The following is a 14,750-nucleotide window of genomic DNA, read 5'->3' as shown; positions in this document are numbered from 1 at the left end:
GACAGTACTCGGGCAGGGCGGGGAATGTCAGGAACGCGGGAGCGAGGCGAGGCCGGCTCCGCTCATGCCTCGGTCAGTGCCTCGTGTCGCGGCACGACCGGGCGCGTGTCGGGGTTCACCAGGTAGGCCGGCCGGGTGGGGGGGCGCGGCAGCGTGTTCTTCACACTGTTGTAGGTGATGAAGATCTGCCGCCGTGGTAGCGGCGAGATGTTGTTGCCAGAGGCGTGCGGCAGGTTGGGGTGGAAGAAGAACAGCGAGCCGCGCGGCGCGCGCGCCGAGAACAGCCCGTAGTCGGAAGCGAGCGAGCGCACCGCCTCCGGCTCCAGCGTGTAGCGCAGCTTGCTGGACACGTCCGCGCCCTGCCGCACCGCCTCGTCCACCCCGAGCCGCACTGCGTCCGTGTCGACGCAGGGGTAGAGCCCGGCGCTGTGCGAGCCGGGGATGCAGATCATCGGCCCGTTGAATTCGGTCACGTCGTCCAGGTAGAGGGTCACGGTCACCGCATCCGGCCTCGGCATTCCGTCGAGATGGGCCCAGAAGGCGTAGTCCTGGTGCCAGGGCCAGATGTCGCCCTCGAAGGGCGCCTTCATGTTGACCTTGAACTGGTAGACGTACACCTCGCCATCCAGCAGCTCCATGGCGGGCAGCACGAGGCGCGGGTCGGCCACCAGCCGCTGCAGCAGCTCGCTGGTGTCGAGCCCGCCATAGACCGAGCGCACCCGGTCGCGGCTGAGTTCCTTCACCGTGACGGAGGACCGGAATGCGCCGCCGCCCTGTACTTCATGGCACAGCCGCGCCACCTCCGCCGGCGTGAACACGGCATCGGCGAGGTGGAAGCCCTGGCGCTGGTAGTCGCGCCGGATCGCTGCGGCGGAAATCGAAAGGGGGCTCGATGACATGGATACCTCTCTGGACAGACGTGGATGGCCGCGCCGCGTTCGCTGGGCACGAACTGGCCCACCGGCGTGTGCCAGAGGCACACCCGGACGCAGCTCCGGCAAGGGCCGGAGGCCGTGTGGCTGGATCGAAAGCAGGGGCGGCGCTGGCGGCTCGCTCGGTGCGGCCGCCCCGCCTCAGGGACCGACGCCCGCCACTGCGCCGGACTCCGCGGCCTCCATCTGCCGGCGCAAGCTCAGCGGACGCATGTCGGTCCACACCTCGTTGATGTAGGCCAGGCACTCGGCCTTGCTGCCGGTCTTGCCCGCCTCCCGCCAGCCGTCTGGCACCTGCCGGTAGTCCGGCCAGATCGAGTACTGCTCCTCATGGTTGACCACCACGCGGAAGATCGTGTTGTCGTCGTCAAAGCTCATGGTCTCGCTGCTCTAGGTAGGGTGTGGCGCCGCTGGGTGGAAGCCGGCACCGTGAATCCAGGATGCGGACGAAGCGTAGGACGGGATTGAAGTGCCTCGTGGTACGTTGGCTCTGGGCTTCAGTACTTTCTTGCGAAGATATGCCGGGGGAAACCCGATCGACGGGAAATGAGTTCTAAGATCGATGCCCGGCATGGCCTCACTGAGGGGGGCGCACACCTGCTCGATCAGCTGCGCGACGGGGGCCTCCTGCGCGGACCGGGTCTTGTCGTGGGGAATGGCAGGCTCGTGACTGCAGGGCAGATCAGGCCGCCGGTGTGAGCTGCACCATTGAGGCTTCCTGGGTCCACCGGGGCGCGCTGTATGAGGCATGTGCCTTCTTCTTTGAACTCGCGTTGGGGCTCAGGGATTCTTCCAGCGCAAGAACGCGTTGGCGTTCGCGAGCGCTTTTCCGCGCGTGCGCGTCTGCGGCCGCAGCAACTTGTGGATGCGGCGGTCGCCAGACTGGCGTCAGGTGCGCCATTTCGACGATGCGCTCGACCAGCGTCTGGTCCCGGCGTCGATCCACGGCGGGTGCCTACAGCTGTCACCTGGAAGCCGCAGAAGGCGATATGCGCGGCGCGCGACAGCTGGTGCTCTGAGACCATCATGCCGATCACCTCGCGCTCGGCCTGTGGCGCTAGCGCTTTATCCCGAGCCCGCTCTTGAGCGCGTGCATGCGGTGGTGGGCGCAGAACAGCAGCCCTTGTCGAGTTTGGCGTTCTCCTCTTCCAGCTCGCGCAGCCGCTGTGCATCCGAGCTGGGGTGAGAGGCTGTGGTCTGCAGTGGCGGAATGGGATTAGGAGCGGGCTAGGGCGTGTTTGACGAGACGGCTCACAAGCACCGTCGGATCATGGGCAGCTTGACGCCACCGAGATGGTGCAAGGCCAGCTTCTCGAAGCAGGTAGCAACGGCACGTGCTTCCTTCAACCAGCCGATGCAGCGCTCAATGACGTTGCGGCGACGCTGTTGCTGATCACGCCGTTCAGGGATGACGGCTCGTATGTGTCGCTGCCGCAGCCACTGCCTGATACGCCGCTGGCTGTAGGCCTTGTCGCCAGCCATGCGCTCGGCCCTTTGCCGCACTGTGCCGCTGGGCAGACAGACGCGCATGGAGTCGAGCACTGACTCAGCGTACAGCGATTCATGGGCCTGCCCAGGGCTGAGCTTCACGGCCAGCGGTATCCCGGCGCCATCATTCACCACATGAAGCTGGGCGCCCCAGCCGCCGCGGCTACACCCCAGTGCATGGTCCGCTGGTTCGCGCCGGGCGACTTTTTTGGGTGGCGCCAACAGCGACAACGAGGTCGCCGGGGCTTGTGCGATCGCCTAGCAGGCTGCTGAAGTACCGGCGCTTGGAGCAGCCCTCGGCATGCTGGTGGGGGGCAAGCGTGGCGATTCGCGGATTTCGCTCGAGTTTTTGGCCGTTTCTCCCGCCGCGGAGGCGTTTTCGAGGCTCGTGGGAGCCGTTATCCCGCCACTGGACGGAGTTCTGCCAAGGTACGCATGCGCACGAGGTTGTAGGCGGCCATCGTCAGCACGAACAACTGGTCGACCTTCTTGATGCCGCGCACCATCACCTGCCGGATCGGGCCGACGAACTTGGCCCAGCAGAAGCCTTGCTCGATAAGCTTTCTCTTGCGTTGCGACAGCGCATAGCCCTCGGTGGCCGCGACTTCGTCGGGCACCGCAGAGCGGCGCCGGGACTTGTTCTGCGCCACATGCGGCGTGACGTTCAAACGCTGCAGCTCGCCAATGAACTCAGCCGCGTCGTAGCCCTTGTCAGCTCCCAGCGTGAGCTCGGTGCTCGGATCCGGCACCACTTGGCGCGCGTCCTTCATCATCGCCTTGGCCACCTCGCGTTCGGCGTATCCGTCGGCGTGAGTGACCACGGCGTTGACCACCAGGCCATGCCGGTTGTCGGTGAGGGTGTGCCCCATGTAGCGCAGTTCGCTGGCGGTCTTACCCTTGCAGTACAGCCTGAAATCCGGATCGGTCTTGGACTCGTGCGTCTGGTTGCTGCGCTTGTCGCCTTTGAAGCCGCCGGTGCCGCCGGTGCCGCCGGCATCGCTATCGCCGTCCTTGCGCACGAAGCTCTTGTGGCCCGCCCAGGCCTGCATGAGCGTGCCGTCGACGCTGAAGTGCTCGCGCGACAGCCAGTCCTTCTGCTCGGCCGTGCTGATGACTTCGTTGAAGAAGGCCACGACCGCGTCGTGCTCGATCAGGCGCTGGCGATTCTTGCTGAACACCGTCGGCACCCACACCGTGCCGTCCATCGACAGCCCGATGAACCAGCGAAGCAGCGGGTTGTACTGCGTCTGCTCCATGAGCTGGCGCTCCAAGCAGATGCTGAACAGGATCTGCAATAGCATCGCGCGCAGCAGCTTCTCAGGGGCAATGCTCGGGCGACCACCCTTGATGTCGGCCTCGTACATGCGCGAGAACAACTCGTCATCTTGGCCAGCGCCTCGTTGACCATCACCCGGATCCGGCGCAGCGGATGACTGGCTGGGACAAAGTCATCCAGCCGGCGCATCGTGAACAAGCCTTCGGTAAACGTGTCGGCGCCCCGCATCAGATCCCTCAATCGTTGTTCTCCAGCCATAACGCGCTCACCCCTATCCCGGTGGACCGTCGCCCGCGGTACTTCAGCAGCCTGCTAGTCGGATAACCCCTGGCATTTGTTCCCCCTCCCTGGCGCTTCGTTGCAGGTTGATAATTTATCTCGAATGCCTTAGCAGCAAGACCTTTCCATCCTCCTTGGCGATATGGATTTCAAAGATCCCACCCGGCTGCAGCTTTTGCAAAACGCCTTCCACTTGCCAACAGTCCCCGTGCTCGTTCACGCCATAAGGCCTCTGTTGGTCTGCGGCCTGCTGTCCACAAATGTTCGAAATGTAAATTTCCGCCAATTCTGCGGCCATTTTTCTTGCAACCACATTTGATAACTTCATGATTATTGCCTCGATGAGCGGGCCGGTTGGCGGTTGTTATAAAGTCGTGCGTGGGGGCTGAAGGCAAGGGTCCGCCGTGACGGCAGTCAAAAGTTTGCTATTTTAAATATTGCCTCCAGGCTTGTTTTCTCATCAGCCTCATCGGTTATGGAATAGATGTGACAACCGAATGCTGATTTTAATGCAAGGTAAAGTGGTTTTGATTTAAAAATTATTTCAACAAACAACTCGTCGCCCTCTCTGCGCGTTACGCCGATGTCATACTCATACGAGCTGTGCAGATCAGGGTCCTTGAGTAGGGCGACGTTATTAGATTTTTTTATGCAAAGTGTGTTGACTTCCAGAAGCGACAGAGCATCTGCCGCTGCTGCGTTTGATTGAAATTTGATGTTTAACTCGTATGTCACTTAAGCACCATCACCGTGAGGCCTACCTCTAACTGTCGGCAGAGTTTTTGGATTCTTGATCCCAATATGCGTCTCGTCAAGATTCGTAGAAGCATTCCCCTCGTCGTTAAGTTGATGTCCTAGCGGACATTCCTTGTGGACGTGAGCGTTCAACCCGGACTTCGGTGTAAGATTTCCTGCGGTGTTCAGCCTATTTTGATTCCCGTGCTGGTGAATACGAACTTCAGAACCGTCAGGATGACGCCATGTTTCGTTATTGGCATTGCCCGATGCCCTTGTAAAACCAGCCTTAGAAACAGTATTTTTTACTCGTGGCACAGTATATCCGCGAAGCTTTGGCAGATCTGAAGCGGCGCTCAACCCTAATGGGTCGATCCAGTGCACCGGATTCGGCGCATATTCGTACAAATGGATTCCACCCAGCAACCCAATCGGATCTTTTGATATGAATCGTCCTGAGTGTGAGTCGTAATATCGATTTCGGTTGTAGTGCAGGCCGGTTTCTTCGTCGAAGTATTGGCCAGGAAATCGAATCGAGTTGGAAATCCCGGCCTTTCGAGCCGCCTCGCTGATCATTTCCTTGGCTTGCCCCCAAGCCTTGAATTGTGCCGCCCACGCCACCTTGCCTTCGTGGTCGGTCAGCTCCTGCGGCGTGCCAAGTTGATCGCACTGGTAGAAGACGATGTCCTCCTTGTCGAACGGCACGGCCTCGGTTTCTACTTCGCCGTTCCACAGCGGATCGAGTTCCATGTGGTACTGGCCACCGTTGGCGTCCATCAAGGCTTTGACGTCGGTTGTCGGGCTGAGCGGGATGGCACCACTTCTTCGCGCCTGCAGTAAAGGTACGAAGCCGCCCGGCTCGTGGATGTAGTGCACGATCTGCGCATCGCCTGCCGTCGCGCGGCTCTCGAAGGCCAAGGTGTCGCCATCCCAGCCGTACACCGTCTGTGCAGCTGCGCGTCGCGCAGCACCTTCTGCCACGATGGACTGGTTGTGTTTGGTAATGCGCCGCCCCAGCGGGTCGTAGGCGAAGGTGACCTCGCCCTCGGGCGTCGCTGCCTGGATCATCCGATTGAAGACATCCCACTCGAACTTCGAGCGCTGGCCATTGTGAACGCGCTCGACCAGGTTGCCCCGCTCGTCGTATCGATAGCGGGTCCCGGCATACTCCTGCAGCAGGTTGTCAAGCACCTTCGGCAGTTTGGGCCGCTGCGCAACGGTCACGGGCTTTTCGCCCTGCTCCCCCACCGGTACGATGTTGCCCGCCGGGTCGAAGGCGAAGGTCTCTTTCGCCCAGGCCGTGGTCGCTTTCAGCAGCCGCCCAACGGGATCGTACCGGTACTCCAGCCGCCCCCTGCGACTGTCCTCTATGTGGTCGAGCTGGCCTGCCAGGTCGTAGCGATAGCGTCGCAGGATGGACGCTGGCGTGCCGACAGTGGCGCCATACTGGTTCTTGTAGGCGTCCCCCATCTGTACCGGCGTGCGCTGCTGGCTGTGGTTGACCTGCTGCTCCAGCAATCGCCCCACCGGGTCGTACTTCTGACGCTGCTCCAGGCCGTTGCCCTGCTGGCGGTAGACCTCACGGTGCATCTCATCACGCTCGAAGCCCAGCACGTCTTGTCCATCGAGCACCAGCCCATGGATGTGGCCCGAGCCGTAGGTCAGCCATTCCAGTGTATGGCCGTCCGGCCGCGTCGTGCCGATGCGCTGGTTCAGCTCGTTGTAGCGGTGGTGCCAGACAGCTGTGCGCTTCTCTGGGAAGTGCGGCCCGTGGTAGCCGTGATGTTCGCGCACCAGGTTGCCGGCTTCGTCGTAGAACCACTGCAGCCGGGCGTGCTCGTTTTTCGCTTCGCCGATCCGACCACCCGGGTAGTAGTCAAAGCTCTCGACCTGCTCGTCTTGGCCGGGCGCGGTGGCCTTGCGTTGCAGCAGTCGCCCCATCGGGTCGAATTTCAGTTCCGTGGTGACCTCGCCATCGATGACGGCTTGCAACACGCCGGTGTCCTCGGTGTAGCGGTATTGCGTGGTCTTGCCATCGAAGCCGGTTTCTTGGAGCAACTGGCCCACTGGGTCGTAGCGGAAGGTGTAGGGCTGGTCGTTTTCGTTGCGCAGCTCGGTCAGGCGGCCCAACTTGTCCCAGCGGTAGCCCAGGCGCTGGCCCAGCGCGTCGATCCGGTCGTGCACCCGGCCGGCAGCCGTGTAGCGATAGCTCGTGGTGCGCCTGAGCGCATCGGTGTGCTTGAGCAACCGGCCTTCGGCGTCGTGGCAGAAGTGCTCTTCGCTCTCATCGGCGTGGACAATGGCTTCAAGCTGACCTGGGTGGTTGCCGAAGTCCTCGGATGGCCAGGCCTGTTGTAGCGTTTCCGGGGTAAGGCGCGTATAGCGGTAGGCCGTCTCGTGGCCGGCCGCATCCGCTGTCTTCACCAGCCGGTTACGCTCGTCATAGATCCACTGCGTGGTGCGGCCTGAGCAGTCGGTGTAGCGGGCCAACTGGCCGCTGGCGGTGTAAGCGAGCTTCTTGGTCCCGCCCTTGGCATCGGTGACCTTGCTCACGCGGCCCGCCTGGTCGTAGCCGTACTGGGTCTTGTGGCCCAGCGGATCGGTCTCTTCGCTCAAGCGACCCTGCAAGTCGTAGTCCCGCTTCCAGACCCCACCGTCCGGATCGAGGATGCCGGTGAGGCGGTGTCCCTGGTCGTACTCGAAATGCACCTCGCTGCCATCGGCGCGGGTGTGATGGATCAGGTTGCCAAACTCGTCGTAGCGGAAGTGCTCGGTGCTGCCGTCGGCGTGGACGTGGCAGGTGATGCGCTTGGCGTCATCGCGATAGAACCACTCCTCGCGCTTGTCAGCGTGAATGACGCGGTAGGTGTAGCCCTTGATGTCGTAGTAGACCCAGGTCTCCTGGCCGAGGGCATCCGTCACGTAGGTCAGGCGGATGTTTGCGTCCCACTCCAGCCGGGTGTCGAAGCTGCCGTCGTCGGCCCACTCGTGGATGGCCCGGGCGGTCGGCCCGCTGCCGTCGTATTCGAGGTTCATGCCTCGGCCGGTGCGGTCGGTGTAGCGGGTGACCAGGTGGTGCTGGTACTGATAGTTCCAGGCGGCGCCGTTCTCGTCACGTGCCTGCACCAGGTCGCCGTGCTCGTCGTACTGGTAGGCCGCGAGCTGGCGCACCAACTGCCCTTCCTTGATCTCCCACAGCCCCAGGATGCGGCCGGTCCTGACATCGGGTTGGACGCCCAGGTGGGCGATCGTGGTGTCGCCCTGCTTGCTCAGGATGTCGCTGAGCACCTGCTCGCCGGCGTATGGCCCTTCGGTGATGAGGTGGTCGTAGCGCAGGCCGATGGCCGCCCCGTGCAGCGCCTGGATGGCCACCAGCCGGAAGTGCCGCTCGCCCAGTGTCTTGGCCCTGCCCGGGCAGGTGTCGACCAGCTCGTAGGTTTCGCGCCAGGGGCTGGCCTCGCCCGCGGGCAGCGGCTTGCTCACGTCGAGCCACAGCAGCGTGGCGCTGATGCGGGTGAGCGTGCGGTGCTCGATGGTGTCGCGGTGGCTCTGTCCGACTTCGAGCCACGGGTAGCGGTGGCTGCGGCCGTCGGCGCCGTGGTAGACCAGCGTGCGCTCGCGCCCCCGGCCTTGCACGTCGATGCGGGTGCTGAAGGGCGTCAGCCAGCGGGCGCCGAGGTGGCCTTCATCGAAAGCCTGGAGGTTGCTGCGGTAGGTGCGGCTCCAGGTGATCGGCAAGGGCGCCTGCAGCTGGAAGTCGGTGTGCGTGAAGCTCTCGGCGCCGGTGACGAAGCTGATGGAGCCGTCTGTCTTTGCAAGGGCCGGCCCCAGGATGCAGATGTCCGGGTCCCCTTCGGCCTTGGCCTGCTGGTTGACGGCCTCCATCTTCTTGCCGTGGAGCTTCTCGCTGACCTGGGTGCCTTTGTCCGCCGGCATCATGGCGCGGCGGGTCTTGCGACGGCTGGCCAGCGCCTGCAGGATGCGCTGCAGCAGCCACATGATGCTGCGCTCGACATTGGCGTCAGCCAGCTGGGCCAGGCTGGCCCGGAAGTTGACCTTGGTCAGCTGCAGGGTGTCGATGAGGCCTTGCACCGTGGCGCGGGCCTGCGCGGGCAGCAGGTCGGCGGCCTTGGCGCCCACATAGTTGCCGACCTTGCGGTAGGCGTTGCCGGTGTGCGTCATGCCCACCTGGGCCAGGTGCTTGGCGTCGCGCCCCATCTGCTTGGCCGACTGCATCATCTCGCCGAAGAAGGAGGTGGTCTTGGGGTCGTAGACCACCCGGGCAGGCGGCGGTGGCGGCGGGTTGAGCTTGAACAGCGGCTCGTCACCCAGGCTGCGCTTGAGCACGCTGATGAGGGAATCGGCGAACTTGTCGGCCCAGTCGGCGCACTCCTTGAGCATGCCGTCGAGCTTGTGTGTCGCCTGGGTGATGAAGTCCTCCATGGAGCCGGTGATGTGGTCGGCCAGCTCCATCGTGAGCACCTGGACCACGGCAGCGCCGATGTCCTTGGCGCCGGCCGCGAAGCGGCTGCGCACCAGGTGTAGCGCCGGGCGCAGGCTCACCCGCACGGTCCCCAGCGTGGGCACGATGCCGATGACGTTGATGCCGAGCGAGACCCATTGGAAGACGTCGGCGCTCCGCTTCGCCAGGTAGCCTTCGACGATGTGCACGATGTCCATCACGGCGTCGGCCAGCGCCATGATGGTGCTCAGCACGGGCAGGCTGCCTGCGACGGCGGTCAGCCGGTCCAGCGTGATGTAGCCACCGGTCTTCTTCTGCAGCCAGGCGTCGAATTTGTTGGCGCTGGCGCGAAGGTCCTCCGGCGCAATGGCGTTCAAGGGGGCGACCGCCGTCTGTGGCTCGCGCTTGGGCGTCTGCCCCGCCGGGGGCGGGGTGTGGGTGGGCTCGGTCATGTGGTTTTGTGGTCGCGCCGTCAGACGGCGTGTTCCCTGAAGTCGTCGAATGCTGCGGGAGCCCGTGTGGCTGTGGCCAGCGCCGGCATGCCAGCCGGGCCACCGGGTCGCTCGCCTGCGAATCCGGGCGGCAGGATGCCGGCGGCCTGGTGCGCCACAGCGGGCAGGGCCGCGGACTGCGCCAGCTGCACCGCCGGCCCGAGCAGCGCCTTCGCGCCGCCCTGCTGGATGGCCTGAACCGTGCCAAGCGCTTGCTGGGCGGCGGAGGCGAGGGCAGCCATCCGGCCCAGGCCCGCGGCCGCGGCACCGGAGGCTGCGCCTCCCAAAGCGGCCATGCCGGCAGCACGGCCGAGGGCGGCCGAGGCCGTTGCGGCGGCATCCGATCCAAGGCGGGCTGCGCTCATCGCTGACATTGCCGAATTGGGTGCGGGAGGCGGCTCAGGCGGCCAGTTGAACCTGCCGAAGTGGCTGCCTTCGGCCCAGGTGTCGCTCGGGTCCTTGCCGTAGACAATCTCCACCATGCCCATCGGCACGCCGGCCACCGCGTTGAATCCCTTGCCGTCCAGCGTCCCGCCGCGGCGGCCCGCCTCGGAGTCCAGCACGCTGAACTCGCCCTGTTGGACGCCTTTGACACGCTCACCGGTCGAGCGCACGTATTCGTGGAACAGCTCCAGGTGGCCCTGGGGCAATCGGGTCGCCTGCGGCAAGCTGGGTGAGCCCATGCTGGCAGGGCCGCTGTGGGAGAAGCTGGCCGCCTTGACCTGCCAGGGACCGCTGGTGCCATGCGTGATGCCGCCGCTGCTCCACTTGCTGAAGCTGCCGCCACCGTTGACGACGACCTCTTCCTTGGCGGTGATGGTGATGCGGTTGGCGGTCTGCGTGATGTTGAGCTTGGCCAGGACGTTGATGCTGTCCTTGAGCGCGACGATGTCGATGTCCGAGGTGGCGGCCACCAGCTTCATGCCGGCCTTGTAGGCAAACAGCCGCACGGCGTCCTTGACGCTGGCCAGCAGGCTCTTGCCGGCGCTGAGGCTGGTGTGGCCGCCGCTGGTCAGTGCCGTGTGCTCGGCGCTGACCACATGGGTCGAGCCTTGCGTGGTGGCCTGGATGCCGGCGGGGCTCGCGAGCGTGAGGTGAGGCGCCTGGAACTCGGGGAAGTCACCATCGGCGGGGTGACCGCCCGAACCCCTGATGTCGGTCGTCTGCGCCTGCAGCGCCTTGACCACCTCGTCTTGGTCGCCGGCCTGGTGCGCCTGCGCCTCCCTGGCGGCGTCGGACAGGCTCTGGTGCAGGTCCTGGCCCTGCGTGAGCCGCTCCAGCGTCTCGGCCATGTCGGTGGTGTGCGCCCGCGCGTTCAGCCGCTCCTCGGTGGTGAGCAGCAGGCCCTGTGCCGCGCGCAAGGCGCCGTGGCCATCGGTGCGCAGCTCAAAACCTTGGCCTCTGGCGTCCTTGCGGCCCGCATTGTCTTCAACCCGGGTGATGTGCCCGAGGCTGAGCTGGCTGGCCTGGTGGTCGCTCCTGGCCTGCACCTGGATGCCGTTCTCGGTGTCGTCGAGCAACACATGGTTGCTGCGGCCACCCGCGCTGTTGCCGCCCTCCGGCGTCAGCTCGCGGCTGCGCAAGCCGGTCAGGGCGCGCTGCTCAGGAAGCCTCCACGGCGGCATGTGGGCCTGGTTGTGCACGCAGCCCGTCACCAGCGGATGGTCCGGGTGGCCGTCCAGAAACTGGATCACCACTTCCGAGCCGACCCGGGGATGGCTGATGAGGCCGTTCTCGCCGCCGGCCCAGTGGGTCGCCACCCTCACCCAGCAGCTGCCGCTGTGCGCGCGGTCCCAGTGGAACTGCACCTGGATGCGGCCGTACTCGTCCACATGCAGGCTGCCGGTGCCTTGCGGGCCGACCACCGTGGCGGTCTGCGGCGCGAGGATCTGCGTCCGTTGGCTGTTGAACCCGCGCCCGGGGCGCCAGACGACCGCCTTGGGCTGGCAGACGAAGCTGTTTGTGTACTCCGCGACGCCATCGTCGCCTTGCAGGTAGTTGTTGCGGGCCTGGTGCCGCGCTTCGAGGATCAGGAACTCGGCGTCCTCGCCGTGGTGGGCGAAGTGGTCGGCGAGCTTGAACCAGCGGCCGGGCATCACGCGGGTGCAATTGCCTCGGGCTTCGAACTGCTTGCCGCGGGCCTCGATCTCTTCCATGCGCTGGCGTGCCAGCTGCTCGGCGCCGGCGCGGTGCTTGAAGCCGTAGTGGCCTTCGTAGCTGTGCACCTCGAGCTTCGGGATGTCGCCTTGCTCGTTGACGGTCGGTTGCTCGACGTGGACCGGCTGCGGGTTCTTGAAGTCAAAGCCGCTGATCGCCGAATGCGCGGACGCCCAATGGCGGCGCGGGCTCCACTGTGCGATCGCGTCTTCGTCTTCGGCGCCGCTGTGGCTGTGGAAGCGGATCTCGGGCGCGGCCCCGTCGATGGGCGGCAGCCCGCGGGTGTCGTCGTAGACCTGCCAGCTGTGGCCCTGGTCGGTGTGCTCGTAGTGGAAGACGTAGCCGGCCGTTTCCAGGCGCCGGTGCACATAGTTGTGGTCGCTCTCCGCCCACTGGGTGCACATCGTGAACTCGGGCTGCTCGCCGGTGACCTTCCAGTCCCAGGTGGGCAGCGGGCCGTAGTCGGCCAGCAGGGCCTGGATCTGCTGTTGCAGCGTCTGGCTATGGAACAGCCGGTGGTTGTGGCGCAGCGTCAGGTAGCACAGCCATGGCACCAGCACTGCTTCGTAGAACACGATGCCGCCGTCTGTCCTGACGTGCCGGAAGGTGTGGATGCGGCCGGTGAAGTGCCGCAGGCCGCCGTCGGCGCGCACCAGCGACACGCACATCAGCTTGCCCTGCAGCTCTTCCAGCCGGAGGTTGGCCTCGTCGCTCAGCAGCTCGACCGTGTAGCGGAAGTCGCGTGACAGCGATTCGACCGCGTCGAGCCGCTCCACCAGCAGTTCAGCCTGTGGCGCGTCGCCTTCGGGAAAGGACAGGCGCAGCAGGCGCGCATGTTGGCGCCCACCGATGAGCGATTGCAGTGTTGGCATCATCTGGCAGGAGAGGGTCGGCAGACCGAGGAGGGGCCGGCGGCGCGCACAAGAGCGCAGCGGGCAGCGCCGGTGGGGTACCGGGTGGACACGGCGGACGAGCCGGCGGTCGAGCTCGATGGACCAGCGAAAGCCGGGCGGCAAAGCGGCATTGGAACCCCTCCCTGGGGTGGCATCCTCGCAGCAGCGCGTGACGGCGGCCGGGGTGCCGATTGTCTTGGTCGGCAAGTGTAGTTCGGGCCTGTAGCACACCCATCCCCCCAAGAGAGGGGTGGCTCGGCATGGCTCGCCAGCTGCAGAAGGCCGGCTTGCGTTTCACCTCGCGCAGCGCGTGGGGTTTGAAGCGACCTCGAAGATTAAAGCGAGGGAGACCGCGGCCGCGGTGCAGCAGAGCTGCGCAAGAGCGACCGGGCCAAGCCAGCGCAGCGGCACAAGCAAGCGCAGGGGCGCGCCGCCCGGCAGTGCCGCCAGCCGCGTCGGGATCGAGTCGGGCACTCGGCGCAGCCCGAGAAGCAGACCGCGTTGCGGATGAGCGCCGCCACGACACCAGGGCCAGCGAGCCATTGATTGGCCGGCGCAACTGCCGACCACGGACGAACCGATCGCCAACTGCAGCGGGCGCTCGAAGCGGTGCGCCAGCCAGGCGAACGCCGCATGGGGCCGCGCCGCTGCTCACGGGCAAACAACTGGCGCCAGCCGGCATTGCGCAGGCAGCCGTCGGCAATGTTGCACATGAAAACCGCTCTTTGCGTCGATCAATATTAGGCTTGCGGCCCCAACAGGGAGTGCCGCATGCTGCATTCGCTCAAGTTCACCTTGGCCCTGACCGCCGCGCTCGCCATCGCTCCAGCCGCTTTGGCGGCAACGGCCGATGCGTCCTCGTCCGTCAGCCATTTCCAGATGTCGGTCGGCGATCTCCGGCCGGAAGACGGCGTGGCGGCCTCGTACCGGATCACTTCTGGTAAGGCCGAGTACAAGAATTTCGACTACTACGCCTGGACCGCCAACCACGAGGGCGACGAATTCCTGCCGGAGTTGGAACTGCGCACCGGCACCGTCGTGATGACGAGCACGCCAACCGGCCTCGCAGTGCGGGCGCACGCGACGCGCAACGACCAGCTGATGCACAGTCTGGACATGAGCTGGGCCCATCTGTCCCTTGCCCCGTACTCGTCGCTCACGGTTTCGGCCCAGCTCGACGCAGCAGCCCGCTGTGACGGCTGCGACATATCAAATGCTCATGCCTCCATTGGCCTGTACGGCGAGCCGGGTGAACTGGCCCGGGCAGCGGTGGCTGATGGCACCCACTATCCCGACTCGCCAGCGTCGGCGCTGTTTTCCTACACCTTCGAGAACCTGTCAGCCTCGGAGACGCAGCTTCCTGTGTTCATCTCCAGCGGCTTCTTCATCTCCACCATGGGGCCAGCAGTGCCCGAGCCGGCCAGCGCGGCGCTGGCGCTGGCCGGCCTCGGCGCGTTGGTGACGCTCCGTCGCCGCCAGAACCGGCCGGGCACAGCGGCCTGAGCCGTGGCCGGGGGGGGCGGTGGTGCATCGGGCGCCACCGCAAGGCGTACATTCTTGTAGAGGCGTGCCGCGTCTGATGAGCTGCAGAAGGACGGCCTCCGCCCTGCTCGACATTGAGCGGCGGGCCCGAAGGCGTTCTCGGTTCGGGGCGTGAGGACACGGCAGCGCTCAGAGAGTGCCGCTGGCCGGCAACTTCTCGAGCTTGGCGTTCACCCAGGTTCTGCCGATCAGTGGCGTCAATCCATCTTTCGATCGAGACGCTGCCGCTGTCCGGATCGATATCGATCTCGAATTGGACGGACCGCTCTTCCTGAGTGAGCAATAGGCCGAACAACGTCGGCATCCCAGGGTACCCGATATCAAGTTCGCTGATGATCGAGCTTGCGCCATCGATGCGGTGCGCTTCGCCGTGCCTTCTCAGCGCGTCGGGAGCGCCACGCTGGCGCCAGTAGAGTGCTTCACGCCGAATGCGGTTCTCGACACGGGCGTTCTGCTGCTGCACGTTGAGTTGTCTCGGGGAACGGACCATGACAA

Annotated in this window: 8 protein-coding genes and 1 pseudogene; 1 reads left to right on the top strand and 8 read right to left on the bottom strand. The window is 65.1% G+C overall.

The window, feature by feature from the left end; translation table 11 throughout:
- Positions 1-62: 62 nt before the first annotated feature.
- From N7L95_RS29555 to N7L95_RS29525, 8 genes and pseudogenes are all read right to left on the bottom strand, one after another.
- Positions 63-899 carry a phytanoyl-CoA dioxygenase family protein gene (locus N7L95_RS29555; RefSeq protein WP_301261178.1) on the bottom strand — a complete coding sequence of 279 codons (837 nt, stop codon included), beginning with the start codon at positions 897-899 and terminating at the stop codon, positions 63-65.
- A 174-nt stretch (positions 900-1,073) separates the two neighbouring features.
- Entirely contained in the window at positions 1,074-1,310 is a 237-nt protein-coding gene (locus tag N7L95_RS29550) for an MbtH family protein (RefSeq protein WP_301261177.1), read from the bottom strand.
- Positions 1,311-2,183: 873 nt separating this feature from the next.
- Entirely contained in the window at positions 2,184-2,651 is a 468-nt protein-coding gene (locus tag N7L95_RS29545; RefSeq protein WP_301261176.1) for an IS5 family transposase, read from the bottom strand.
- 167 nt (positions 2,652-2,818) lie between these two features.
- Positions 2,819-3,924, bottom strand: a pseudogene (locus N7L95_RS29540) (IS5 family transposase).
- Positions 3,925-4,069: 145 nt separating this feature from the next.
- On the bottom strand, positions 4,070-4,273 hold the full coding sequence (locus N7L95_RS29705) for an NTF2 fold immunity protein (RefSeq protein ID WP_363324908.1): 204 nt from the start codon (positions 4,271-4,273) through the stop codon (positions 4,070-4,072).
- Between the two features lie 116 nt (positions 4,274-4,389).
- Positions 4,390-4,710, bottom strand: a complete 321-nt coding sequence (locus tag N7L95_RS29535) for a hypothetical protein (RefSeq protein WP_301261175.1) — start codon at positions 4,708-4,710, stop codon at positions 4,390-4,392.
- Positions 4,711-9,411: an RHS repeat-associated core domain-containing protein gene (locus N7L95_RS29530; protein ID WP_301261173.1), complete on the bottom strand. Its 4,701-nt coding sequence runs from the start codon at positions 9,409-9,411 to the stop codon at positions 4,711-4,713.
- Between the two features lie 233 nt (positions 9,412-9,644).
- On the bottom strand, positions 9,645-12,692 hold the full coding sequence (locus N7L95_RS29525; RefSeq protein ID WP_301261172.1) for a type VI secretion system Vgr family protein: 3,048 nt from the start codon (positions 12,690-12,692) through the stop codon (positions 9,645-9,647).
- Between the two features lie 792 nt (positions 12,693-13,484).
- Between N7L95_RS29525 and N7L95_RS29520 the strand changes: the two genes are divergently transcribed.
- Complete coding sequence (locus N7L95_RS29520; RefSeq protein ID WP_301261171.1) at positions 13,485-14,216, top strand: PEP-CTERM sorting domain-containing protein; 732 nt, start codon at positions 13,485-13,487, stop codon at positions 14,214-14,216.
- The last annotated feature ends 534 nt before the right edge of the window (positions 14,217-14,750 follow it).

It is taken from the genome of Eleftheria terrae (assembly GCF_030419005.1).
Lineage (GTDB): Bacteria > Pseudomonadota > Gammaproteobacteria > Burkholderiales > Burkholderiaceae_C > Caldimonas > Caldimonas terrae.
The sequence above is the reverse complement of the archived record's forward strand: the minus strand, read 5'-3'. Positions and strand labels throughout refer to the sequence as shown.